At 38.4% G+C, this 24,961-nt stretch carries 27 protein-coding genes; 17 read left to right on the top strand and 10 right to left on the bottom strand.

The window, feature by feature from the left end:
- Window positions 1-17: 17 nt before the first annotated feature.
- The 8 genes from aspS (at window position 18) to ACJMML_RS08630 (ending at window position 8,631) form a co-directional block, all read left to right on the top strand.
- Entirely contained in the window at window positions 18-1,337 is a 1,320-nt protein-coding gene (gene aspS, locus ACJMML_RS08665) for an aspartate--tRNA(Asn) ligase (protein WP_405306920.1), read from the top strand.
- A gap of 2 nt (window positions 1,338-1,339) precedes the next feature.
- Window positions 1,340-2,533: an NAD(P)/FAD-dependent oxidoreductase gene (locus ACJMML_RS08660; protein WP_405306919.1), complete on the top strand. Its 1,194-nt coding sequence runs from the start codon at window positions 1,340-1,342 to the stop codon at window positions 2,531-2,533.
- Between the two features lie 118 nt (window positions 2,534-2,651).
- Window positions 2,652-3,281, top strand: a complete 630-nt coding sequence (locus ACJMML_RS08655; RefSeq protein WP_303739258.1) for a cobalt-precorrin-8 methylmutase — start codon at window positions 2,652-2,654, stop codon at window positions 3,279-3,281.
- A 9-nt stretch (window positions 3,282-3,290) separates the two neighbouring features.
- Entirely contained in the window at window positions 3,291-4,565 is a 1,275-nt protein-coding gene (gene hemL, locus ACJMML_RS08650; protein WP_405306918.1) for a glutamate-1-semialdehyde 2,1-aminomutase, read from the top strand.
- Between the two features lie 5 nt (window positions 4,566-4,570).
- Window positions 4,571-4,996 (top strand): signal peptidase I, encoded by a 426-nt coding sequence (locus tag ACJMML_RS08645; RefSeq protein ID WP_405306917.1) that lies wholly within the window; start codon window positions 4,571-4,573, stop codon window positions 4,994-4,996.
- Window positions 4,997-5,014: 18 nt separating this feature from the next.
- Window positions 5,015-6,715, top strand: coding sequence for an arginine--tRNA ligase (gene argS / locus ACJMML_RS08640; RefSeq protein WP_405306916.1), 1,701 nt, complete (start codon window positions 5,015-5,017; stop codon window positions 6,713-6,715).
- 271 nt (window positions 6,716-6,986) lie between these two features.
- Window positions 6,987-8,036 (top strand): helix-turn-helix domain-containing protein, encoded by a 1,050-nt coding sequence (locus tag ACJMML_RS08635; RefSeq protein WP_405306915.1) that lies wholly within the window; start codon window positions 6,987-6,989, stop codon window positions 8,034-8,036.
- Complete coding sequence (locus ACJMML_RS08630) at window positions 8,026-8,631, top strand: hypothetical protein (RefSeq protein WP_405306914.1); 606 nt, start codon at window positions 8,026-8,028, stop codon at window positions 8,629-8,631. The genes ACJMML_RS08635 and ACJMML_RS08630 overlap by 11 nt, the downstream gene beginning before the upstream one ends.
- Window positions 8,632-8,644: 13 nt before the next feature.
- Here the strand turns inward: ACJMML_RS08630 and ACJMML_RS08625 are convergent, their stop codons facing one another.
- The 4 genes from ACJMML_RS08625 to ACJMML_RS08610 form a co-directional block, all read right to left on the bottom strand.
- Entirely contained in the window at window positions 8,645-9,178 is a 534-nt protein-coding gene (locus tag ACJMML_RS08625) for a nitroreductase (protein ID WP_405306913.1), read from the bottom strand.
- Window positions 9,175-9,585: a MarR family winged helix-turn-helix transcriptional regulator gene (locus ACJMML_RS08620; protein WP_405306912.1), complete on the bottom strand. Its 411-nt coding sequence runs from the start codon at window positions 9,583-9,585 to the stop codon at window positions 9,175-9,177. The genes ACJMML_RS08625 and ACJMML_RS08620 overlap by 4 nt, the downstream gene beginning before the upstream one ends.
- On the bottom strand, window positions 9,575-10,945 hold the full coding sequence (locus ACJMML_RS08615; RefSeq protein ID WP_405306911.1) for an MATE family efflux transporter: 1,371 nt from the start codon (window positions 10,943-10,945) through the stop codon (window positions 9,575-9,577). Before ACJMML_RS08615 ends, ACJMML_RS08620 begins: the two co-directional genes overlap by 11 nt.
- A gap of 129 nt (window positions 10,946-11,074) precedes the next feature.
- Window positions 11,075-11,740, bottom strand: a complete 666-nt coding sequence (locus tag ACJMML_RS08610; protein ID WP_330026426.1) for an Ig-like domain-containing protein — start codon at window positions 11,738-11,740, stop codon at window positions 11,075-11,077.
- Window positions 11,741-11,949: 209 nt separating this feature from the next.
- On the opposite strand from ACJMML_RS08610, the gene purD reads away from it, so the two are divergent.
- Window positions 11,950-13,260 (top strand): phosphoribosylamine--glycine ligase, encoded by a 1,311-nt coding sequence (purD, locus tag ACJMML_RS08605; protein ID WP_405306910.1) that lies wholly within the window; start codon window positions 11,950-11,952, stop codon window positions 13,258-13,260.
- 127 nt (window positions 13,261-13,387) lie between these two features.
- A complete protein-coding gene (argF, locus tag ACJMML_RS08600) occupies window positions 13,388-14,296 on the top strand; it encodes an ornithine carbamoyltransferase (RefSeq protein ID WP_405306909.1) in 909 nt (302 codons plus the stop codon).
- Here the strand turns inward: argF and ACJMML_RS08595 are convergent.
- Entirely contained in the window at window positions 14,293-14,538 is a 246-nt protein-coding gene (locus ACJMML_RS08595; RefSeq protein WP_405306908.1) for a zinc-ribbon domain-containing protein, read from the bottom strand. The genes argF and ACJMML_RS08595 overlap by 4 nt on opposite strands.
- Window positions 14,528-14,860: a DUF2085 domain-containing protein gene (locus ACJMML_RS08590; protein ID WP_405306907.1), complete on the bottom strand. Its 333-nt coding sequence runs from the start codon at window positions 14,858-14,860 to the stop codon at window positions 14,528-14,530. Before ACJMML_RS08590 ends, ACJMML_RS08595 begins: the two co-directional genes overlap by 11 nt.
- Window positions 14,861-14,960: 100 nt before the next feature.
- Between ACJMML_RS08590 and ACJMML_RS08585 the strand changes: the two genes are divergently transcribed.
- The 5 genes from ACJMML_RS08585 (at window position 14,961) to ACJMML_RS08565 (ending at window position 19,845) form a co-directional block, all read left to right on the top strand.
- Window positions 14,961-16,655: an acetolactate synthase large subunit gene (locus tag ACJMML_RS08585; RefSeq protein WP_405306906.1), complete on the top strand. Its 1,695-nt coding sequence runs from the start codon at window positions 14,961-14,963 to the stop codon at window positions 16,653-16,655.
- Window positions 16,656-17,141, top strand: a complete 486-nt coding sequence (ilvN, locus tag ACJMML_RS08580) for an acetolactate synthase small subunit (RefSeq protein ID WP_405306905.1) — start codon at window positions 16,656-16,658, stop codon at window positions 17,139-17,141. It abuts the gene before it with no gap.
- A gap of 3 nt (window positions 17,142-17,144) precedes the next feature.
- A complete protein-coding gene (locus ACJMML_RS08575) occupies window positions 17,145-17,672 on the top strand; it encodes a carbonic anhydrase (RefSeq protein ID WP_296784004.1) in 528 nt (175 codons plus the stop codon).
- A gap of 120 nt (window positions 17,673-17,792) precedes the next feature.
- A complete protein-coding gene (gene ilvC / locus ACJMML_RS08570) occupies window positions 17,793-18,785 on the top strand; it encodes a ketol-acid reductoisomerase (RefSeq protein WP_405306904.1) in 993 nt (330 codons plus the stop codon).
- A 55-nt stretch (window positions 18,786-18,840) separates the two neighbouring features.
- Window positions 18,841-19,845 (top strand): methanogenesis marker 12 protein, encoded by a 1,005-nt coding sequence (locus ACJMML_RS08565; RefSeq protein WP_405306903.1) that lies wholly within the window; start codon window positions 18,841-18,843, stop codon window positions 19,843-19,845.
- Here the strand turns inward: ACJMML_RS08565 and ACJMML_RS08560 are convergent.
- A complete protein-coding gene (locus ACJMML_RS08560; protein WP_292600341.1) occupies window positions 19,842-20,039 on the bottom strand; it encodes an LSM domain-containing protein in 198 nt (65 codons plus the stop codon). The two genes, ACJMML_RS08565 and ACJMML_RS08560, sit on opposite strands and share 4 nt — an antisense overlap.
- Before the next feature lie 76 nt (window positions 20,040-20,115).
- Here ACJMML_RS08560 and ACJMML_RS08555 point away from each other — a divergent pair, with 76 nt between their 5' ends.
- On the top strand, window positions 20,116-20,259 hold the full coding sequence (locus ACJMML_RS08555; protein WP_292600343.1) for a hypothetical protein: 144 nt from the start codon (window positions 20,116-20,118) through the stop codon (window positions 20,257-20,259).
- Between the two features lie 5 nt (window positions 20,260-20,264).
- Here the strand turns inward: ACJMML_RS08555 and surE are convergent, their stop codons facing one another.
- On the bottom strand, window positions 20,265-21,041 hold the full coding sequence (surE, locus tag ACJMML_RS08550) for a 5'/3'-nucleotidase SurE (protein ID WP_405306902.1): 777 nt from the start codon (window positions 21,039-21,041) through the stop codon (window positions 20,265-20,267).
- 258 nt (window positions 21,042-21,299) lie between these two features.
- Between surE and ACJMML_RS08545 the strand changes: the two genes are divergently transcribed.
- Window positions 21,300-22,232 carry a restriction endonuclease gene (locus tag ACJMML_RS08545; RefSeq protein ID WP_405306901.1) on the top strand — a complete coding sequence of 311 codons (933 nt, stop codon included), beginning with the start codon at window positions 21,300-21,302 and terminating at the stop codon, window positions 22,230-22,232.
- A 29-nt stretch (window positions 22,233-22,261) separates the two neighbouring features.
- Here ACJMML_RS08545 and ACJMML_RS08540 read toward each other — a convergent pair whose 3' ends face one another.
- Both ACJMML_RS08540 and cfbB read right to left on the bottom strand, forming a co-directional pair.
- On the bottom strand, window positions 22,262-23,320 hold the full coding sequence (locus ACJMML_RS08540) for an oligosaccharide repeat unit polymerase family protein (protein WP_405306900.1): 1,059 nt from the start codon (window positions 23,318-23,320) through the stop codon (window positions 22,262-22,264).
- A gap of 1 nt (window position 23,321) precedes the next feature.
- On the bottom strand, window positions 23,322-24,671 hold the full coding sequence (gene cfbB, locus ACJMML_RS08535; RefSeq protein WP_405306899.1) for a Ni-sirohydrochlorin a,c-diamide synthase: 1,350 nt from the start codon (window positions 24,669-24,671) through the stop codon (window positions 23,322-23,324).
- Between the last annotated feature and the right edge of the window lie 290 nt (window positions 24,672-24,961).

Genomic DNA, 24,961 nt, shown 5'->3' with positions numbered 1-24,961 from the left:
CAACCGAGGTGAATAATTTGCAAGGTTTATTAAACGATTGGAGAAGAACAAACTATGCCAATGAATGCAATCCTGAAATAGCAGGAGAAGACATCACAATCATGGGTTGGGTGCACGAAATCCGTGATTTTGGTGGAATCATGTTTGTCATCATTCGTGATGTCACCGGCAGAGTTCAGGTAACAGCTCCAAGCAAAAAAGTAGACGAAAAGATAATGGAAGAGTTAAGAGAATTAAGAAAGGAATCCGTTGTAGCGATTAAAGGTTTAGCTCAGGAAGCTGGAAAAGCACCAAACGGTGTTGAAATCATTCCAAAAGAAGTTAAATTATTGAACTTGGCTAACCAGCCTTTACCAATGGATCCAACAGAAAAAGTAAAAGCAGGAATAGACACAAGACTTGATTCAAGATTCCTGGATATCAGGAAAGAAAACGTTTCTGCAATTTTCAAAATCAAAGGACAAATGTTCCATACCATCAGAGATTACTTCTATGATAATGGATTTTATGAAATCAACACTCCTAAACTGGTGGCATCAGCTACTGAAGGAGGAACAGAATTATTCCCGATTACCTACTTTGAAAAAGAGGCTTTCTTAGGCCAGTCCCCACAACTGTACAAACAGATGATGATGGCTGCCGGAATGGATAAGGTATTTGAAATCGGCCAGATTTTCAGGGCAGAAGAGCACGATACCTTAAGACACCTGAACGAAGCTGTCTCCATAGATGCTGAAGCTTCATTTGCAGACGATGAGGACGTAATGAAAATATTGAATGACATGCTCGTCAACGTTATAACAGACATTAATGAAAACTGCGCTGACGAATTGGAAGTGTTAGGCCATGAATTGGAAGTTCCTAAAGGCGATTTCCCTCATGTAACCTATGATGAAGCTGTTGACATCGTAAATTCAAGAGACGTTGCAATGGAATGGGGAGAAGACTTATCCCGTGAAGCTGAAAAAGTTTTAGGTGATGCAATGGGAGGATTCTACTTCTTAACCAGATGGCCTTCAGCTATCAAACCGTTCTATGTAATGCCTGTTGAAGGCGAAGAGCAGTACTCTCACGCATTCGATTTAATGTACAACAACTTGGAGTTATCCTCCGGTGCTACCCGTGTACACCAATATGATCTTTTGGTTAAACAAATCGAAGAACGTGGCTTAAATCCAGCCGGATTTGGAAGCTACCTTAAAGCCTTCGAATACGGTATGCCTCCTCATGCAGGATGGGGTGTAGGTGCCGACAGGTTGACCATGGTGCTTACCGGATCTGAAAACATTCGTGAATGTGTACTCTTCCCAAGAGACAGACACAGATTAACTCCTTAAGCATGAAAGAATACGATATAGCTATTATTGGCGGAGGTCCTGCAGGAATCATGGCAGCAATTGCCGCAAGCAGGACTTCACGTGTAATTTTGCTTGAAAAGAATCCGTCTTTAGGCCGCAAGCTGCTGATGACAGGCGGTGGAAGATGCAACATTACCAACGACAAGCCAATAAAACAGCTATTAACTTTTTTTAACAATAAAAACTTTTTAAAGCACTCATTTTACTCATTTACCAATGATGACCTGTTTTCACTGTTTGATTTTGACTTTATCACCGAAGATGACGATAGGGTCTTTCCCGAAACCGAAAGGGCAGCTGATGTCTTGAAGGGTCTAATTGATAAGTTGGAGGATGTGGTTATAAGTTATAACTTTGAAGTCAAAAAGATTACGGATGACTTTGTAATCAACGATTGCATCAGGGCCGACAGAATCATCATAGCCACAGGCGGTGTGACATATCCGCAGACCGGCTGCAGTCCTGAAAATTATTATTTGACATCACAGCCGATAACAGACATCAAATACGGTCTCTCTCCTTTGGTTACTCGTGAAGATTTGTCATCAATTGCCGGTGTGACACTTGGAGATGTCGTTATAAGTTATAAGAAAACTAGGGTTAGGGGAAATGTATTGGTTTCACATGTGGGCCTGACCGGTCCCGGCATAATCAACCTGAGCAATGAAATCTCTGAAGGTATAAGTTATAACTTATTATCTGGAGAACCTGATGTTGATTTGGAAATTGCTGTTGACTTGTGTCCTGACATTTCACGTGAGGAACTGTTTGACAGGTTTACAGACGACTTCCAGGCAAAGGGCAAGACCTATCTGAAGAACTATCTCAAGCAGTTTTTGACCAACAGCTTCATTGAGTATTATTTGAAGAGATGTGGCCTTGAAGGTGAACTGCAGCTGTCCAGAGTCAATAAAAAATCTAAGAATAAGCTGATTGAAAACTTGAAAAGGTTCACTTTTGAAATAACCGGTTTTAATGGGGATTTGGCCAAGGTGACAATTGGCGGTGTTGATCTCGGCAATGTCAATTCAAAAACGATGGAGTCAACCTTGATTCCGGGACTTTATTTTGCAGGTGAAGTCTTGGACTTGCATGGTCCGACCGGAGGGTATAATCTGAAAATCGCCTTTTCAACGGGGTATTTGGCAGGATTGTCAGCCGGTGAATATAAATAATATTTCTTTTAAACTCTGATTTTTATCACATGGAATATATGTTGAATTTTAAATTAATTGAAAGATATTTTTTAAGACAACAAAATATTTAACATATATTTAATACAAATCTTACATTATGACAGACAAAATGTTCATGGGTGCATCAACTAAGCAAGGTTTGGATATTGCAAACAAAAGTCGTGAAATTATCCGTGGCCTTATTGGTGAAGATGTCAAAGATTTACAACCTATAGAAAGAGACATCGTTGAGAGAATCGTTCACTCAACCGCAGACCCCGAGTATGCAAAATTGGTGAAAATCAGTCCCGATTTTGTAGATGCAGCTATGGCTTCCCTAAAAAATAAGGAGACCATTCTAACAGACATAAACATGGTCAGATACGGTATCACAAGATACGAAGGGGAAGTTGAGTGTTACATCAAAAACGAGGAAGTAGTCAAAATCGCAAAGGAAAACCAGATTACAAGAGCGGCGGCTGCCATGAGGTATGCGGCTCAAAATGATTTTGAAGGAATCGTCGTTTCAGGTAACGCTCCGACTGCTGTTTTTGAAGCGATGGATTTATATGCCAAAGGCGAAATGAATCTTAAGGCCATTGTAGGAGTTCCAGTCGGTTTTGTAGGTGCGGCTGATTCAAAAGAGGCTCTGCACAATTCAGATATTCCGAATATCATTGTCGAAGGACCGAAGGGCGGAACACCGATTGCAGTGGCATGCGTAAACTCATTAATACAACATTTATAGCGTGATAACATGTATTCAGAAGAATTGTTCAATGAATCAAAAAAATATTTCCCTGGAGGGGTAAACTCTCCTGTCAGAGCTTTCAAGCCTTATCCGTTTTTCGTTAAAAGCGCTGGAGGATCCAAACTTACAGATGAGGATGGTCAAACTTACATTGACTATTGTCTGGCTTATGGGCCTTTGATATTGGGCCATGCCAATCCTAAGGTTGTAAGGGAAGTTTCCAACCAGCTGACCATAGGTACCGCTTATGGGGCACCGACAGAAAACGAGATCAAACTGGCAAAAGAGGTCATAGACAGAATTCCGTCCGCTGAGATGGTAAGGTTCTGTAACAGCGGTACAGAAGCCACAATGAGTGCAATAAGGCTTGCAAGAGGATTTACCGGCAGGGACAAGATAGTCAAGTTTGAAGGCGCATACCATGGGGCACATGATTACGTGCTGGTCAAGGGCGGTTCCGGAGCCGCAACATTGCCTGACTCTCCGGGAATACCTGAAGACACCACCAAAAACACCTTGTCAGTCCCGTTCAATGATGAGGAAGCCCTGACAGATTTGATTGAAAAGGAAGGCGAGAACATTGCATGTATCATTATGGAAGTGGTCATGGGCAATGTCGGCTGTATTGAACCTAAACCTGGATTTTTAGAGTTTATAAGAAAAATTACAGAAGAAAACAATATCATTTTAATATTTGATGAGGTAATCACCGGTTTCAGAGCATCCCGTGGTGGGGCACAGCAGTATTATGGTGTCACTCCTGATTTGACCACTCTTGGTAAAATCGTCGGTGGAGGCCTTCCAATGGGTGCATTCTGCGGTAAAAAAGAGATTATGGAAATGATCGCTCCGCAGGGTCCGGTCTATCAGGCAGGAACATTTTCCGGAAATCCGATTTCAGTTCAGGCAGGACTTTCCACAATGGCACAACTGGATGATGCATTCTATAAGGAGCTTGAAAGAAAAGGAAACTTCCTTAGGGGAAATATCGCCTCCATCATTGATGAGCAGGGGTATAACATCCAGCCTGTCGGTCTTGCTTCAATGTTTCAGATTTATTTCAATCCTGCACCGGTCAGCAATTATGCCGATGCTCAGGAATCCGACAGGAGACAGTTCCTCAGATACTTTAAAACCCTGTTGAAAGAAGGTGTTTTCATACCGCCTTCACAGTTTGAGTGCAACTTTATTTCAAGCGCTCATAGTATGGAGGATTTGCAGAAGACTTCCGATGCCATTGAATTGGCACTTGAAGCCGCATTTAAGAAAAGAAGAAGGTAATATAAATGGAAATTGATTACAAAGAAATTCTATCATATGCAATAATTCTTATAATTGTTTTAATTGCCGCCCAACACTTGAATGTTGTTGTTTCAGGAAGTATGGAACCGGCATTCTACAGGGGAGATATTGTCCTTATTGAAAAGGCAGATTTCTTCGGCATTCATGAATTTGACCCTAACAGCGTTGAAGTTGGAGACGTTGTCGTTTATGATGCGGCATGGTATGAGCAGCCGGTAATTCATAGGGTTATCAATATTACGGATATTAACGGAACTACGATGTATGTCATTAAGGGGGACAATAATGAACGTCCTGACCCTTATTATGTTAAAGCGGATCAAATCAAAGAGAAGGTTGTTACATTTGGAGATAATCTGGTCGTAATTCCAAAAATCGGATATCTTTCCCTCTGGTTAAGAGGTTTATAATTATTATTAGGTGAGTTAATGTATTTTGAAATTGAAAAACAAGCTATTGATGCCATCAACAAGGCATTGGATCAGTATGATGTGGAAGTTGACAGGAATTTTAAATTGAGCTTTCCTCCAAATCCGAAATTGGGGGACCTTGCAAGTACCATTGCATTCGAGCTTACTAAAAAGCTGAGGACTTCACCTCCTGAAGTTGCTGCAGGTTTGGTTGAAAAGATTGAAGTTCCTGAAATATTCTCCAAAGTGCAGAACTTTGGTCCTTACGTAAATTTCTTCATAGATTATGATGTGTTCTCAAGAATGCTTTTAGAAAAGGTCGATGACAGTTACGGCCAGCTTCCGGCATATGATGAGAAAATCGTTTTGGAACACACTTCAGCAAATCCGAACGGACCGTTGCATATCGGACACATCAGAAACTCCATTTTTGGAGATTCCCTTGCAAGACTTTTAAGATTGGCAGGAAGGGATGTCACAACCCAGTATTATGTTAATGACATGGGAAGACAGATTGCAATCATTGTCTGTGGCATAACCGAGTGCGGATTAAAGATTGAAGACTATGAAGGGGAAAAGGTTGACCACAAAGTTGGAAAGCTATACTTTGATGCCAACAAGGCAGTCGAAGAGGATGAAAAATTACAGGCTAAGGTAGATGAGCTGATTCAAAAATATGAGGAAGGTTCCGACGATGAATTAAATGCAATATTCGAGCAAGTAGTTTCAACCTGCATCTCTGGAATGAAGGAGTCACTTCAAAGAATGAATATAATTCATGATGATTTCGTATGGGAAGGACAGTTTGTAAGAAGCGGCGAAGTCGATGAGCTTGTCCACTACATTCAAAGGGAAGGCTTCACCCGCGAAAATGATGTCTTGTACATTGACCTGACAGACTTCAACATCGAAAAGGAATTCGTCCTGAGACGTTCAAACGGCACTTCACTATATTCCACAAGGGATTTGGCTTATCACAAATACAAGGCCACCTTAGGCGATACAGTGCTCGACATCTTAGGCTCAGACCACAAGTTGGCCGCTGAACAAATCAGAGTGATATTTGAGGAAATATTCAGGCAAACCCCGCCTGAAGTGATCTTTTATGAGTTCATCTCACTTCCTGAAGGTTCAATGTCAACCCGTAAGGGCAAGTTCGTATCAGTGGATGAGCTGATTGACGAAGCGGTCCTGAGGGCAACCAATGAGATAAAGTCAAGGAACCCTGACTTGACAGATGAGGAAATTGCACCTATGGCTGAAGAGATCGGTATTGGAGCTATTAGATTCTTCATTGCCAAGCTGTCTCCTGAAAAGCCTATAATATTCAAATGGGATGAGGCATTAAGCTTTGAGAGGGGATGCGCTTCAATCCAATACGCTCACGCAAGGGCATGCAAGCTGCTTGCGAAATCAGGTAAGGATGTCAGCTCCTTAAAAGTCGATGACGAATGGGTGCCTGACGATGCTGAACAGGATTTAATAAGGCAAATCGCAAAATTCCCACAGGTTGTGGAAGAGAGTGCAAACAAAAAGAGAGTTCATGGTATTGCCCAATACTGTCAGGACCTGGCCGGTTCATTCAACAAGTTCTACAAATCAGAACAGGTCATCGGATCTGATGATGAGGATACCAGACTTATTTTGGTTGACAGAGCAAAGACAACCATTAAAAACGCTTTAGATATTTTAGGTGTTTCAGCACCTGAAAAAATGTAGATGGGTGTTAACTCATCTCTAATTTTCTTTTTTGTAATATTAATTGTATATAGTTATTTTTTATTTTTTAATGTATTTTTTATATTATTTTTCATTTTATTGGTTAAAAATAATTTTTTAAACTTTTACATTTAAATTCCATATTTTTAAATTATTTTAACTAATAATCTTATAATTTTTTTTCTATATATCAATTTTTGACCTTAAAAATAGGAAAATATTATATGTATTTGATGACAAATGGTATATACAATTGAAAAGGTGATTGTTCATGACTACAGTTGGCGCTATATTAAAGAAATTAAGAGAAGAAAATGGATATTCACAAAGACAAATTGCTGAATATCTTGAAATAGATCAAAGCAACCTTTCAAAAATTGAAAACAATAAACGAAAATTAAATTGGACGTTATCTGAAAAAATACTCTCATTATACAATTGTACTCCAGAATATCTTTTAGGAAAAGAGGATAGTTATGAAAAAAGAGAAATTGCATTTAAATCAGGTAAAAATATGGACTTAAATGTTATTTCAAGAATTAATATACTTGCCAAGGATTTAAGCATATTAAGAAAATTCAATGATGATTATCATGAAATTGAAATGCCGAAACCAAGTTCGAATTTAAAAAGGAAATGGGGTCTTGATGAATATTGTCCTATTAATGTTTTTAATCTTTTACAAATTAAAATTCCTAATTTAACTATTTCCTGGTTTCCTATGAAAATGAATGTAAGTGGATGTTGTTTTAAAGAGGGCATTGACTCTATTATCCTACTTAATTCTTCTCATTCAAGGGGGCGCCAAAATTTTACCCTAGCCCATGAATTATATCATCTGCTTGATGATGATGAAAATTTTTTCATTTGTTCTGAGGATTTCAATGAAGATGTTGAAATAAGGGCTGATAATTTTGCATCTACTTTTTTGTTGAGTCCGTTAGCATTGGAGGATTTCATCGAATCTAATAATATAAATGAGTGGACTATTGCTGATATTGTTAAATGCGAACAGTATTTTCAGTTAGACCACAGACAATTTATCGGCCGTTTGCATAAAGAGGGATTAATCGATGGAAATCAATTTGCTGAATTTTCATTTAAAATCATTGAAAAATCTGCCAGTTTAGGTTATGGTACTTCATTATATGAACCAACGATTAATGATAGTTCACACTATTCCATTGGGCATATGATTCCACTTACAGAAAAGCTATTCACTGAAAAAAAATTGACTGGTGGAGTTAGAAGAGATATTCTAAATGACCTTTTCAGACAGGACTTACTTTATAAGACTTTAAGGGATTCTAATGAAGAATAAGTTAATTTTTCACGATTCAGATGCTTTAATATGTTTTTTAGAAATTGATGAAATTGAATTTTTAAAGAATATGTTTTCAAAGGTCATCATACCTGAAGCAGTTTTTGTGGAGTTGAATGTGAATAACGCTCCTGTTAATGTTAAAAATAATTTGAAAGATTTAATTTCTGAAAATTTTGTTGAAGTTAGGGAGGTTGAATTTGCTTCAGGGGAATATGTTAAAAATAAATGCATTTCAGAAGGATATTGGACAGATGGGCGCCCTATTGGACGAGGTGAATCTGCAGTTTTAGCATTTGCTATTGAAAATGAGGGGATTGTTGCAAGCAATAATCTAAGCGATGTATTTGAAATTTGTGATAGATATGAAATTCCTATTCTCACTGCTTCATTAATGTTGGCTTTTGCTTTTGAGTTAGGAATTTACACAAAATCCGAAATTAATTGTATTTGGAATAGGATTTTGCAGGAAACCTATCAAATTTTACCTAAACAAACATTTGATGAATATTATATCGAATTATTTGAAGATGATTGTAATGAGTTATTGAAAAGTTATGATTTCAAAAAACATTACATCAACTCTAAAAAATAAAAAAATCAAAGATTTAATCAACAAAACAGATATAATCTTCTTTTCTAGGCAAAGGCTCCGGCGCTTCCATGTCAGGATATCCTAAAACGACATGACCGATTCCTTCATAGCTTTCAGGAATTCCCCATTCTTTTAGAAGCTCTTTTCCCTTTTCGCTTTGGAATTCATCATATGCCCTGTGAATCCAGCATGATCCGACACCTACTGCATGTGCAGCATTTACAAGCACTGCCAATACGCTTGAACCGTCCTCTTTCCATGTTGGAATTTCACCGTCAGCCAAAACAATCAGCAATGTTTTTGCACCGTAGAACGGGTCCATGTCATCCGGGACGTCTACAGGAAAGAAACTTCTGTTCCACGCTGACAATTCCTTGATTGTTTCAGGATTTTGTATTACAACAATTTTTGGTGACTGCAGTCCTCTTCCTGTTGGGGCGTATGTTCCCGCTTCAAGAATTGTTTTCAGTTCCTCGTCAGTGATTTGCTCGTCCTTGAATTTTCTGATGCTTCTTCTTGTCTTTAGGTTTTCGATAGTTTCGTTCATGTCAATTCCTCACTAATCTTTTTAAGTATTTTTAAAAAATCGTTATATTCCTCTTCTGTTAAATTGAGCTGTTCATCCCATTTCTCATCATAGTCCATTATTTTTAAGGCGGTCTTTTCGCCTTTTGATGTTGCCTCGATTATTTTTTTCCTTTTATCTTTAATCCTTTTGATGAATCCCTTATCCTCCAGCTTTTTGAGGTTTCTGGTAATTGTGCTTTCGTTTAGATGGAATGCTTCAGCCAGTTCCTCCTGGCTTATGCCCCTGTTTCTGTAAATCTTGATTAATAGCGGATGAAGGCCAAAACTCAGGTCGTCTTCCTTCACGATTTCATTGATGTATTTTGCATGCTCCCGGTAGATTATGGATATGAATGGGGCAGTGGGCATGTCCTTATCAAACGGCATTGTCTCTACTCCTTATCAGTTTGTTTATATACAGCTCAATGCATGCATAACAGATTAGGGACCCTATTCCTCCTCCAAGAAGCATTCCGTAATATATTCCTGTTTCTCCCATATTGAATGTGAAACCCAGAATATATGCGAATATCAGCACCAATATGAATTCCCTGAATGTTGTCAGGAAAAAGGATATTGTTCCCTTGCCGACTCCCTGGAAAACGTTACCTGCACTTGCTCCGAATGGAACATATAGGATGAACAGGCACATTATCTGGAGGAAGCTTGCTATTCTAGGCGCCAAATCTGCACTGTTTTCTGAATATGAGAAGATAAATGCAATCTGATTTGAGAATACATATAGGATAATGCACACTATTATTGAAGCTATTAAAGCCACTTTAACGGCATATCTTGCAGTCACCCTCAAGTTTTCATATTTTCTGGATCCGAATGCCACTCCTGCCACGGATATTGCCGCTGTTCCAACACCTATTGCCGGAAGCATTCCGATGTTGACTATTCTCCATCCTGCGGTATAGACGGCTACCGCTACAGGGCCGGATACGATTGTAAGCATGTAGTTGACAAATATTGTTAAAACTGACAGCACCAGCTGCTCCAGACTTGCCGGGATACCTACAACCAATATGTCCTTATACATGTTAAGGTCATTGTGGAAGTCTTTCCTGTTGTATGAGAGGTATGTGTCCTTTTTGACGAATATCCAGTAAAACATCATAAGCAGGCTTATGAATGGTCCAAGGGCTGTGGCCCATGCCGCTCCTGCAATTCCCATATTGAATGTGTAGATGAAAATAGGGTCCAGAATCATGTTTATTATAGCAGCTAATGCTATTGGAACTGTTGCCCTTTTGATATCTCCTTCTGCCCTGAATGCTCCTCCGACAATCGGCGGCATCAGAAGTCCAAATGTCCATGCGAAGATGATCAGTCCATATTCCATTGCATAGTCTATGACAGATGCTGCCCCCATTGAAATCAGCAATGGCTTAAGAAAGGCTATGAAAATTATTGTAATGATAATTGACACAACTACACTTAAAATCAGATTGTGTATTGCGGCATTGTTTGCCGAATGCTTGTCTTCAGCTCCGATGTATCTTGAAATAAGTGAGTTACCACCGGCTCCAAGACCGTTTCCAAATCCTACCATTATCATGAATAATGGTGTGATATATCCAAGTGCAGCTAACGGTTCTGCACCAAGTCCCGCTACCCAAATGCTGTCGATGATGTTGTTTGCAAATATCAGGAACATGCTTGCTATAATTGGCAGTGATAATTTGTTTATTGCCTTTTTAGGGTCTCCTGTTATCATTTCAATGTTTTCATTCTTTTCCATAATATACCTCTCTTGCATATGCAATTATACTCTTGTATATGCAAGTGTTGGTATATAAAGGTAATGGAAAGAAAAATAATTTTCAAAAAAAAATAAGGAAATAAGTATTAAAAAATACTTATTTAAATTTTATTGCAGGTTACCGTCTTCATCAATCATATCTGGATTGTTATATTGTTGTCTGAGTTCATATATGCTGGATCCAGCACTTTGACCGCCAATAACATTACCGTTTGAATCGTAGTATACGTTCAAATCAGCATCGTAGTATGATGCGGATGATGTTTGTTGGGAACCGCTGCCAGAATCTGAAGATGAGGATGAAGAGGATGTACCATTGTTATACATTACGGTATTTGCAGTTGAGTTTCCTGAAACTGTTTCTTCTGCAGTGGAGGTACCTTCTTCAATAGTTATGGTTTGTTTTGCAGTACATGGACTGTATTTGTCGTTTCCAGCATAATTAACAGTTATATCATAATTTCCTGCTTCTTCACCGTTAAGGGTGAGGTATCCTTTACCGTTTTGGTCAGTGTTGACGGTGTAGTTTTGGACATTTCCGGAACCGTCCTTGTATGAGATTGTAACAGGTTGACCAGCAATTACAGCTCCTTGTGCATCTTTAAGTTCGAATTGTACTTGGTCTCCATTTTTTAAGGTTGTTTGACTTAAAAAATTGATTTGGGTGCTGATTTTACCATCTTGGGTTACTGGTTGTTGGTGTGAGAAAACAGTAAATCCAACAACTGCAATGATGATAACAATCAATATTGCAATAATAATATTTTTGTTCATTTTAATCACCGATTATATCTTAAAGGACCTTTTATTTTCATTAGATTAGCATCCAATTTATACTATGATTTTATCAATATATAATTGTTTTTGAATGCAAGTACATACATTCATTTAAATTATGTTCTAATGATTTTTAGAATGACTTAGAAATTTGAAATGATTTAAATATTTTTAGGAATATAATATGATTAAAGGAGAATTTTATCATGAAAGTTTTAGTTGTTGGAACCGGTGCCCGTGAGCATGCTATCGCTGACGCCCTTAAGGATGATGTGGAATTATACGTTTACATGAGTAAAGTCAACCCTGGAATGAGCAAGATTGCTGAGTTTAAGCAAGGAGATGAAGGGGAAGTGGAAAAGGTTGCCGAATATGCGGTCGAAAATGACATTGACATTGCATTCATCGGCCCTGAAGCTCCGCTTGGAAAAGGAATCGTGGATGAGCTTCAAAAGAACGGAATAAAGTGTGTCGGACCTACCCAAAGTGCGGCAAGAATCGAAACCGACAAGTCATTTATGAGAAAACTCTTTGAAGACTACAAAATCGAAGGGTCACTCGTTTACAAGGTGTTTGACAACTCAGATGACGTGTCAGCATTTTTGGATGAGTTTGACCGTGATGTTGTAGTGAAACCTGTTGGATTGACAGGCGGTAAAGGAGTAAAAATTGTCGGTGACCATCTAAAAGACAATGAAGAGGCAAAGGAATACTCATGTGAAGTTATTGACAATGTAATGGGTGGTTTTGCCCAAGTTATTATTGAAGAAAGATTAATCGGTGAGGAATTCACCATCCAGGCTTTCTGTGACGGTGAAAATTTGGCACCAATGCCTGCAGCACAGGACCATCCTCATGCATTTGAAGGTGACGTCGGTGCAATCACCGGAGGAATGGGATCATACTCTGATGTTGGAGGATTGCTGCCGTTCTTAAGCCAGGAAGATTATGATAAGGCTGTTGACATCATGAAGGCAACCCTCAAAGCTATTGCTGAAGAGGCAGAACCTTACAAAGGCATCCTATATGGACAGTTCATGCTTACCGCTGACGGACCTAAATTGATTGAATACAATGCAAGATTCGGAGATCCTGAAGCTATGAACGTATTGCCGCTTTTAAAAACTCCATTGGCTGATGTTTGCCAGTCCATTGTTGACGGCAATCTTGGTGAGGTGGAGTTCGAAGACAAGGCCAGCGTATGCAAATACATCGTGCCTGACGGATATCCTGAAACCCAGTATGCCGGTGAACTGATTGAAGTTGATGAGGCAGCCATTGAAGATATGGGCGCTAAGGTATTTTATGCGGCAGTGTCCGAGGAAGATGACGGAATTCACCTGTCAGGTTCAAGGGCATTGGGCATTGTAGCCAGTGGCGATTCCATTGAAGAGGCTGAAAAAATAGCTGAAAAGGCATGCGAGTTTGTTAAAGGTAATGTTTACCACAGAAGGGATGTGGGTACAACAGAACTTGTAAACAAGCGTGTCGAACACATGAAAGAAATTTTAAACTAAATTTCTTTTTCTTTTTTTTGTTAATAATTTGAAAAAATCTTCAATTTTGATATTGAATTTTTCATAGAAACATTTAATATACATTTTTTACAAATATCTTTTTTTATACTATTTAAAGGGGATTATAATGGATAGTTTATTATCAATAACAGACATCAAGGATGATGTTAAATACATTTTGGATTTGGCTGTTAAAATCAAAGCGGGTGAGATGGAAGAAAAGCCTCTTGAAGGCAAGACATTGGCCATGATTTTCCAGAAATCATCAACAAGAACCAGAGTTTCTTTTGATGTTGGAATGTATCAGTTAGGTGGAAGGGCAATCTTTCTGTCTTCAAATGACTTGCAGATGGGCAGAGGCGAACCGATTTCAGACACTGCAAAGGTTTTAAGCCGTTTCGTTGATGGAATAATGATAAGGGCTATCAAACACTCCGATGTTGTGGAACTGGCCGAACATTCCGATGTGCCGGTCATCAACGGATTGACAGATCTCGAACACCCTTGCCAGGCCCTTGCTGATGTTCTGACAATCAAGGAACATCTGGGCGAGTGGGAAGGCAAGAAAATCTGTTTTGTCGGTGATGGAAATAACGTATCCAATTCCCTTTTATTGATTGCTCCCCTTTTGGGAATGGACATGTCTGTTGCTTGTCCAAAAGGCTATGAACCATGTGAAGATATTTTAAAGACCGCCCTTGAATATGCGGATGAAAACAATACTGAAATAACAATAACTGATGATATCGGCTTGGCATTGCAGAATGTCGATGCGGTTTTCACCGATGTCTGGGTAAGTATGGGCGATGAGGCCGAAAAAGCCAAAAGGGAAATAGATTTCGCACCATTCCAAGTCACTTCTGATTTAATGAGCTTGGCTAATGATGGAGCTATTTTCATGCATTGTTTGCCTGCAATTAGAGGTCAGGAAGTGTCCGCTGAGGTAATTGACGGACCTCAATCAGTGGTTTTTGATGAGGCCGAAAACAGACTGCATGCTCAAAAGGCTGTTTTATATTATTATCTAAAAGATTAGATACGGAATATTGCTCCAAAAATCGCAAATGCAATAAAAATAACAACAATGCATATACAGCAGTTAACCCAGTCGTTATCCTTGCTTGAGGAGGTGCCTGTTGTTGTACTTTGATTGTGTGTATTTACGGTATTTTCAATTACTTCCGCTTTTTTGATTTCCTCTTTTTCTAGTCTTTCACCGCAGTTTCTACAGAAAACTGCATTGTCAGGGTTTTCTTCACCACAATTTCTACAAAACATTAATAATCCACCTTATTATTATTTTTAAAAAGATTATGAGGCCCATGCCTCCAATAAAACCTGTAACGAATCTTAAATTGTTTGTGCTTTCTCTTGGTCCAAAATATTGTGTCAATCCGTCAATTGCTGTAGGGATCATAAGAATCATTGAAACGAACAGCATTTCCAGATTATATGGATGCCTGTAAAAGATGTTTAGGATTAAGTAAACAACCAGGCCGGTATAAAAGCCGGTGCATCTTGCGCAAACTGGAAATTGGTGGCCTTTGATGAAGAAACTTCTCTCCGGTTTTCTGTGACATAAATATTTTGTAAAGTTCATATTTTCACACACAATTTGCTAACCTTAATATGATTTCAATAATTATATATATTTTTGTATTCATAAGTTATTGTATAATATATGAAAAAAGGTTTTTACAATGAGAGGCGGAGAAGCGATAATAGAATCCCTCAAAAATATGGGGGTAAAAACAATATTTGGTTATCCTGGCGGACAGACCATACCATTCTATGACATGCTATATGATGCAGACATGAATCATATACTGGTTAGACACGAACAGGCTGCTGCTCATGCGGCTGACGGTTATGCAAGGGCATCTGGTCGTGTGGGAGTGTGTTTGGCAACTTCAGGTCCTGGAGCAACCAATCTTGTAACTGGTATAGGAACAGCTTACATGGATTCTTCTCCAATTGTGGCAATTACAGGTCAAGTTCCTACTCATTTAATCGGAAATGATGCATTCCAAGAAGCGGACATTATTGGAATAACAATGCCTATTACTAAACATAGCTACCAACCTAAAGACCCTGATTTAATACCTTCAATGATTAAATCAAGTTTTGAAATTGCTTCAACTGGAAGGCCGGGTCCTGTTTTGATAGATGTTCCAAAGGAAGTTCAGGAAGGAGAATTGACAGAATTCAGGGATGACCTGATTCAAACACCTGGTTACAATCCGACCGTTAAAGGCAACATCAAGCAGATCAAGAAGGCACGCGATTTAATTAAGGAATCTAAAAGGCCAATGATTTTGGCGGGTGCAGGAGTCATCATAGCCAATGCATGCTGTGAGCTAAAGAAATTGGCTGAAACCATTAACGCACCGGTAATGACTTCACTTTTAGGTAAAGGTGCTTTTGATGAAACTGACGATTTGGCATTGGGAATGCTTGGTATGCACGGAAGAAAAGTTTCAAACGATTACATTAACGAATCAGATTTATTGATTGCTATCGGTATAAGGTTTTCAGACAGAACCACCGGAAGACTGGACAGTTTCGTACCTGACACCAAGGTCATTCACATTGACATTGATCCTGCTGAAATCGGCAAGAATGTGGAAGTTGATTTGCCAATTGTTGGAGATGCCAAAAATGTTTTAAAATCATTGAATAAAGTGTTGAATGAATACACTCCATCAAACGAAGTGAATGATTGGACAGACATGATTAAGGTCAAAAAGCAGGAATTGCTACCACGTGTAACTTATGATGATGTTCCTTTAAAACCTCAAACTGTCATAAAGGAAATTGCAGAGGTTTTAACACCTGAATCAATATTGACAACTGATGTAGGTCAGAATCAGATGTGGGCGGCACATTTCTTTGACACCCAAAAGCCGCGCAAATTCATATCATCAGGAGGTCTTGGAACAATGGGATTCGGATTCCCTGCAGCTATTGGAGCCAAAGTTGCCTGTCCTGAAGACCCTGTTGTATCAATCAATGGTGACGGCGGATTCTTGATGGTGTGTCAGGAACTGGCTACCGTTCGTGAATACGACTTGCCGGTCATTGCCGTTGTTTTGGAAAACAGAACCCTTGGAATGGTATACCAATGGCAAAGCTTACTATATAATAACAGACATTCTCAAACCCTATTGGGCAACAGTCCTGATTTTGTAAAGCTCGCAGAAAGTTTTGGAGTGAATGCAGTTAGGATTACAAAACCGGGCGAGACTAATGAAGCCCTATCAAGTGCAATAAAAGATAATGAACCGGTCTTATTAAATGTTGTAATAGACTCCGAGGAAGCCCTTCCTATGCTTCCGCCGGGAGCAGGAATTAATGAGATGATCGGGGAATATAAACTCGAAAAGGATGTGATTTAAATGGAATCAAATTATCACGTTATATCAACACTCGTTGAGGATAAGCCGGGGGTCCTGCAGAAAGTGGCTGGAATGTTCAACAGAAGAGGATTCAACATTGACAGCATAACTGTCGGAAGCTCAGAAGTGGAAGGACAATCCCGTATGGTCATTTCAGTGCATGCGGATGAAAAGGGTTTGGAACAAGTTACAAAGCAACTGAATAAATTGGTTGACGTTATCAAGATTAAAGATATCACTAAAACTGCTGTTAAAAGGGAATTGTGCCTTATCAAGGTAAACATTCCTAACGCTAAAGCAAGAGCAGAAATAATGCAATATTCAAATATCTTCAGGGCACATATATTGGATGTCACAGACCAGACACTACTGATTGAGCTGACTGGAGATAAGGAAAAGATTAATGCATTCATATCTTTAGTAGAGGGCTATGGAATAAAAAGAATAGCCCGTACTGGCCTTACAGCTATGTCAAGGGGAGTATAAATTATGACTATATTAGAAGACGTATTAAAAGACAATAAGGAATTTGTGGAAAACTTTGAAGGCGAAGAAATGTCTCACCATGCTGCTAAAAAGTTAGCTATCCTAACCTGTATGGACTGCAGACTAATCGACTTTTTCGAACCTGCGCTCGGCCTTAAAAGAGGGGATGCAAAAATCGTTAGAAATGCAGGAAACTCCATTGTAGGCGAAGACGCAATAAGATCAATCGGCGCAGCTTTATACAACCTTGGTGCTGAAGAAGTGATGGTTGTTGGCCACACAGAATGTGGTATGGCCGGTGCTGATGCTGAAGCTTTAAAGGAAAAAATGATTGCAAGAGGCATTGCCGAAGAGGACATTGCAAAATATGACCTTGCAGAATGGATTGGCGGATTCGAATCAGAAGAACAAAACGTAAAAGACGTTGTCGAAAAGATTAAAAACCACCCGTTAATACCTGATGTGCCTGTGCACGGTCTCATAATTGATATCGTCACCGGTGAGTTGAAAGTTTTAGTAGATGGTTACTGATTCCATCTATAATTTTTTTCTTTTTTTAAGTTACTTTTATTAATATAGAAAATCATATTATTAAGTGATATTTTATATGATATCTTAATTTTTATTAATTAATTTAAGAGATGATTTTAAATGAAAATGTATTACGACGACGATGTAACTACAGATGCTCTTGAAGGTAAAACCATAGCAGTAATCGGTTATGGTTCACAAGGAAGAGCACAATCTAGAAACATGGCTGATAGTGGAGCTAACGTTATTGTAGGTTTAAGAGAAAACGGTAGTTCCTGGAATTTAGCAAAAGAAGATGGAATGACTGTAAAAACCATAGAAGATGCTGCAAAAGAAGCAGACATCATTCACATTTTGCTTCCTGATGAAATCCAGGAAAAAGTGTACAATAATCAAATTGCAGAATACGTTGAAGCTGGAAACACTATTTCATTCTCTCACGGTTACAACATCCACTTCGGATTAATCAAACCTGATGAAAGCGTAAACATTGTAATGTTTGCACCAAAAGGACCAGGATCCATGGTTAGAAGAACCTATGAAGAAGGATTCGGTATCCCTGGTTTAGTTGCAGTCGAGCAAGATGCAACAGGCGACGCATTCCAATTAGCATTATGTATGGCAAAAGCTTGCGGTTTAACCAAAGCAGGCGTATTGGAAACCACTTTCAAGGAAGAAACCGAAACCGACTTGTTCGGTGAACAAACCGTTTTATGTGGCGGTCTTACCGAATTGATCAATGCAGGATTCACTACCTTGGTTGAAGCAGGTTACCAACCTGAAATCGCTTACTTTGAAACCTGTCACGAAGTAAAACTCATTGTAGACTTAATCTATGAAAAAGGTTTTGCCGGAATGTGGCATGATGTAAGTAACACTGCTGAATTTGGTGGATTAACCAAAGGTAAAGCTGTCATTACTGAAGAAGCAAAAGAAGGTATGAGAAAAACCTTAAAAGAAATCCAAGACGGCACCTTCAAAAAACAATGGGCTGATGAAAACGCTACCGACGGCGCTAACCTAAAAGAAATGAGAGCTGCTGAAAGTCAAATGGAAATCGAAATTGTCGGTGAAAGACTCAGAAAAGCTTGTGGATTACAAAAAGACGATTAAACACGTCTTTTTTCTTTTTTTATTTTAATTTTTAATATTTTTTAGTGTGGTAATAATGGTATTTATTGGAATGGACCATGGTACAACCGGAATCTCTTTTTGCATAATGTCCGATGAGGGGGAAGTTGTCGATGTATTTAAAATCGGAAGGGAGGAAAGTAAACAGGGTCTAGTTTCTGCCTCAGAAGAACTGAAAAAACGTGTTAATTTAGAAGATGTTAAATTAATGGCAATAACATACGCAATGGGCGATGGCATTAGCCAAATTTTACCAACCGATAAAGTCAGGGACCGTGGAATATTATCAATCAACGGCGCAGGCAAGGTTACCGGTGGAGGAACAAGCGTTTTCGATGAGCTTGAAGAATTGAATCTGCCGTCAATAATGATTCCGGGCCTTCATAAGGACTCAGAATCTTTAGATAAATTGTTTAGGGCAGCCTATTCTCACCAGGCAAGTCCCGAAAAGGTCAGCATATCATATAATGCAGTAAAGGAAACCGGATGGAGCAATTTCATAGTTGCCGACATCTCCTCAAACAGTGTGGATATCTTAATCGAAGACGGCAAGATCAAAGGCGCCATCGATGCATGTCTGGGCGCTATGGGCGTTGTGCATGGACCGCTTGACTTGGAAATGATTAGGGACATTGATGAGAACGGCGCATCAGCAAACGGTTGCTTTTCAAATGCTGGAGCCGTTAAGATTGCCGGAATTGATGGAAAAGTTGCCAATATGAAAAATCAGCTTTTGGACAATTATCGCCAGGGCGATGAGAAGGCAAAGCTCGCAATAGACACATTGATAATGACAGTTGCAATGGAGATTGCAGGTCTTGATGTGGTATGCGAAAACGATATTGAAGGCATAGTCCTTACAGGTTCTATCGGATCATCAACCGAACCCTTTGACTTTAAAAAAGAGATTGACAAATACTTCAAAGGCAAATATGACTTGAAAGTAATTTCATTTGATTCTGGAGCTATTGGAGCTGCTCAAATAGCGATGGATGTCTTTAATGGTGAAAAAGAGATATTAGGTATTAAAGTTAATATCTAATCTTCTTTTAAGCTTATAAAAATTATATTTCCGCCTTTAAGTGTTTCAATACCATTTTCATTTTCTAAAACGAGATTCAGGTAATTGTCAATAGCTATTACTTTACCTTCGGTTTGATAATCTCCTCTTAAATCAACACTTACATATTTATTTTTAAATTGAGTAAAAAGTTTGTTTACATTATCTTCGCTCATTGTTTCAAATCCTTGAATATTCTACTTTTACATTAGTCTTTCAACTTTAAATACTTTAATGTTTATAGTATATAGTATGGCAATTAATCAATTAGAAAGCAATTTGGAAGCTATTACTCGCACAATAGCTCAACTTAAAAAAGACGGATGTACTGACGAAAAGATTTTAGGCGAACTTAGGGCTGAAAGGGAAAAGATACTTAAAGACTTAAACTTATAGGTATCTTATCTTAACCATTCTTTCAATAAACTCATATCACTTGTTAAATCTATTTTTAATGGTGTTATTGTAGTTTTTTGCATTTTTTTTAGTTCATAACCATCGCTTCCGGGTTCGTCAAACTCATATGGCTCACCGCCAATCCAGTAATATGGCTTGTTTCTCGGATCCAGACGTTTTTCAATGACGGGAGTATACATCCGTTTTCCAAGTTTGACGACTTCAAACTCATCATCTGAAGGATTTTCCGGAATGTTGACATTCAGCAAGTCAATTCCTTCAGGCAAACCTTTTTTTAAAACGATTTTAGTTAGTTTGTTAAGCATTTTTTTTGAAAATTCAAAATCGATTTCGACATGGCCGTTTTCAAACTTGATGTCGTCCCTTGTAACTTCCTTTGATATTGCAATGGTTGGAATTCCAAAGCTGGCGGCTTCAATTGCGGCGCCTAAAGTTCCGGATGTTGTCAATTCGGCTTGGCCTAGATTAAATCCGGTATTTATTCCTGAAATCATGATGTCCGGTTTTTCATCCATTATTTCAAACAGGGCTATTGTCACCGCATCTGTCGGTGTTCCTCCAACGCCATAGCCTATGCTTCCATCCTTAAGAATATGTTCATTAACTCTCAATGGTTCATATAATGTTAATGCATGGCCTATTCCGCTTTGCTGGGTTTCAGGAGCCACAACATATGTTTGGCATAAATTTTCAACTGCCTTTTTGGAGGCAAGTATTCCTGAAGCGGTTATTCCATCGTCATTACTGATTAATGCTTTCATATACATTAATTAGGTGTTAATTTTTAAATAATTTTTGTTTTTGAATTATTTTTAATTCATAAAAAAGCTGTTGATTGCTTTTATCTGAATTTAATAATGTTGATTTTATAAATTGGCATAGATATTGCTTTTTGATTGAAAACAAATAGATTTAAGCAATTTTTTAAAATTGATTAAATGCATCTATAAAAAACTTTAATAACAATTTAATCCATAAAATATAATATTATTGTAAAAAAAATACATGCGGGTGGAAACTTGGAAAAACCACAATTAATTAATTTTATAGCGAAAGTAATGGAGGATTCAGGTTTTAAGGTTTATAAGAATTTTAAAACCTCACAGAAAGTCATTGACATCTATGCTATTCTACCCACAACTATTGGGGACTTTGGGGTAGTTGTAGCATGTCTGAATTATGATAAGGAGTTTCAGGTCGGCGTTGATGTATTGAGGGAAATGGAAGAGGTCCAGGCAAGCCTTAAGGCCTCTAAAGTTACTATAGTGACTTCATCATATTTCTCCGAGCAGGCTAAGAACTATGCAATCAGAAAGAACATCAAATTGGTTGACAGAAACAATCTGCTTGAACTGGCTAAGAAATATCAGGACCGTACCAATCAGACAACTCTTGACAACACTTCTTATGATGGCGGTGCATCTGCCTATATCGAAGAGGAATACCCTGAATACAATTATGACGCTTCCGATATGGAATATATCATGCAGAGAAGAGATGCTCATCCTCATGTCTATAAGAACACTTTGTATAGGCAGGTTGATGAACCACAGGTTAGGGGATTGTCTTCACTTTTGAATAGGCGTCGTCACCAACAGAGCACTGGCAGTTTAAGTCCTTATTCCCAACAGACAAACTTGTATAACTATGATTCAAGAGCAAACAATTATGGATTAAGTCATTTCGGAACAAATTCTTTATTCTTTAGAATCATAAGCAACCCAATCGGTTTGATTCTTATGGTAGTGGTTGTTTCCTATTTGATTTCATTCATTGCAGGAAATCTGCTTAAAATGGATTCAGGAATCACCGGTTTAATAGAAATGTTTGTTGCTCTGGCTCTGGCTTATGGATTGTCATTCTATGCAGACAGAAATGCTGACTTCATTGTGAAAGGAACATTCGTATTCTTCATTTCATTAATTATATTGATTATCCTAATCTTTGTATAGGTTGGGATTGTGGTTTTCGGTGATGGGATTCAAATCTCATTGCTGCCTGTATTTTTTTTAAACAACACCATTAGAATGTAGATTAATCCAATCAGATATAGGAACCAAATCATTATATCTGTTGGGCCTGTTTCTATCCAGATTATTGTATGTGTCAGGATGAAAGCATATATTCCGATTCCGACACCTTTTTTTATTTTATGGATCAATCCCATAAATGCTCCTATAAAGAGCATCTGTATTGTCAGACCTATATATCCGAAATCAAGCATTACCGGGCCGAATAGTGTTGATGTGAGACATACGTTGTAGTGAAGGACATATTCGCCGATGAATGTCCTTGGGCTTCCTGATGAGAATATCATTGCCAGTATCTTGCCGTGGGTTGTGCCTGCAAGAGGCAGGATTCTTTCAAACACTTCCAATGTGAATGCAGCACGATAAAATATGAGTTCCAATGGGTTCAATGTCCAGTGCTGACCTGAAATTGACTGGGAAGCGATGTAGCCGACAGCCATCAGTCCGACAACGATTATTGCTATGAAAACTATTCCGAATTTTCTTGAAATCTTATCCAAATAGTATAATGTGATAAAGGAGCTGCCTAAAATCCCCAGTACTGAGGTTCTGTAGCCGTTAAGGCCAAATATCAAAGCCCCTATAATAATTAAAATCAGATATTTCCTGTCATAGTATTTTGCAAGCAGGAAATTTATTGTTATCAAAAAGAGTGGATATGCAATTCTCCAAATATTTGTTGTTGCATTTGCCTTTAGGGTAGAGTTGAAAAGCGGAATTCCACCTAAAAGCACTAGATTTAGGCTTTGTAGGATTAAAGCTATGATTGTCAATATCAAAAGCAGTCTTTCACTTAAGTAATTTGTTTCTTTTGTTTCAATATTTGCCTTGTATTTGACGGCCAGATAACCGGCTGCAAAAACGGCGCATGCAAAAATAATTGTCAGAATCACTTCTGCGTCAAGCGGATCTTCAAACCTGTAGTTGAATGATCCGACATAGCCCATTGCAAGAAAGGCAAGGATTGCGACAACCACAATCAACGGATTAAAGAAATCATATCTTTTCATATTACTCTCCTAATTCTTTGGCTGAAATGCATAGATTACCTGCAAAATTAGGCATTGCTGCAACATGTGTGTGAACATAGCTTGCAAGGGTGTTCTTTTCCATAAAACCGTCCTGCAGGTCGTATGAGCCTTTTCCCCTCGTGATTTTGAATGCAAGAGGATTTTTAAGTTCGTTGACAATGACCTTTGAATAGTGGAATTCATGGCCATGGAAGACTTCTCCCTTTTTGGAAATTATATTGTCTTCCTGTACCTCAGCTATTGTGTATTTAAGGGCTTGAACACGGTCTGTCAAGACAGCCTTGTATGGGTAGATGTCAACCACCTTATCGTCATGAATGGAGTTCATGAGATACATCAGACCTCCGCACTCCGCAAAGATAGGCCTGGACTCGTTGTGGAACTGCTTGATATCTTTTAGCATTTGAGAATTGGCGGCCAGTTCCTTTGAGAAAAGTTCAGGATATCCTCCCCCTATATATAAAGCGTCAATGTCCGGCAGGCATTCATCATTTAGCGGTGAGAAATATTCTATTTTGGCGTTGTTGGCTTCCAGGGATTCAATGTTTTCCTTATAATAGAAATTGAACACCTCGTCATAGGCGACACCAATCTTCACCGGCTGTTTGTTCAGCTTGTTCCAGATTGGAATTGTTTCGGAAGTGATTTTTGGTGCTGATTTTGCGATTTCCACCAGTCTGTCCAAATCGATTGATTCCTGGATAGTTTTTGACCAGATGTCAATGAATTTAATTGAGGTTTCCCTTTCACGTGCAGGAACAAGGCCCAGATGCCTCTGCTCGATTGAGATGTTGTCATCCCTTACAATTCCGCCGATGACCTCTGTTTTTGTAATCTCCTCTATCGACCTTTTGGTTTTCTCGTAGTGTGCCTTGTTCTTGACCTTGTTCAGGATGACTCCGGCAATGTTGATTTCAGGATCAAGGCTTTTAAAGCCCAATACCAGTGCCGCTGCACTTTTTACAAGGCTTCTTGAATTGATGATTAGGATTACCGGTGCCTTCAGCGCCTTTGCCACTGAAGCTGTGCTTCCGATATCGTTTATTGAATCTATTCCTTCATACAGTCCCCTAACGCCTTCAATGACTGCAATGTCCTTTCCTTCCATTCCCTTTAAAAATGAATCTCTGACTTGTCCTTCCTTCATGAAAAAGGAATCCAGGTTTCTTGAGGTGTTGCCGGTCGCTAATGTGTGGTATGACGGATCAATATAGTCCGGTCCGACCTTAAATGGCTGAACATCGTATTTTTCGCTTAAGGCCTTCATTATTCCTGTGGCGATTGTGGTCTTTCCAACTGCACTTCCGGTTCCCGCTAAAATAATTCTCATGATAATATATTATATCGTGTTTAATATATCTTTAATGTATTGTTTTTTAACGTTTTTTAATATATTTGTCAATATTTATAAACATCATTTAAAAATTGTACTATTTTTTTATACATATGATACTAATTTTTATTTATTACTTATAATCATTTTTAAAATAGTTCAAATATCTGAATATCATTTAGAATAGTTTATATATTATGTGTAAGTTATATATTATCGTTGATTAACACTTTAAAACTATCAACCATAACTTTATTTAAAAAGCAGATTCATTGAATTGAGGTTGC

It is taken from the genome of Methanobrevibacter sp. (genome assembly GCF_045130115.1).
In the GTDB taxonomy this organism is placed as follows: domain Archaea; phylum Methanobacteriota; class Methanobacteria; order Methanobacteriales; family Methanobacteriaceae; genus Methanocatella.
This window is presented reverse-complemented; position numbering and strand designations above follow the sequence as displayed.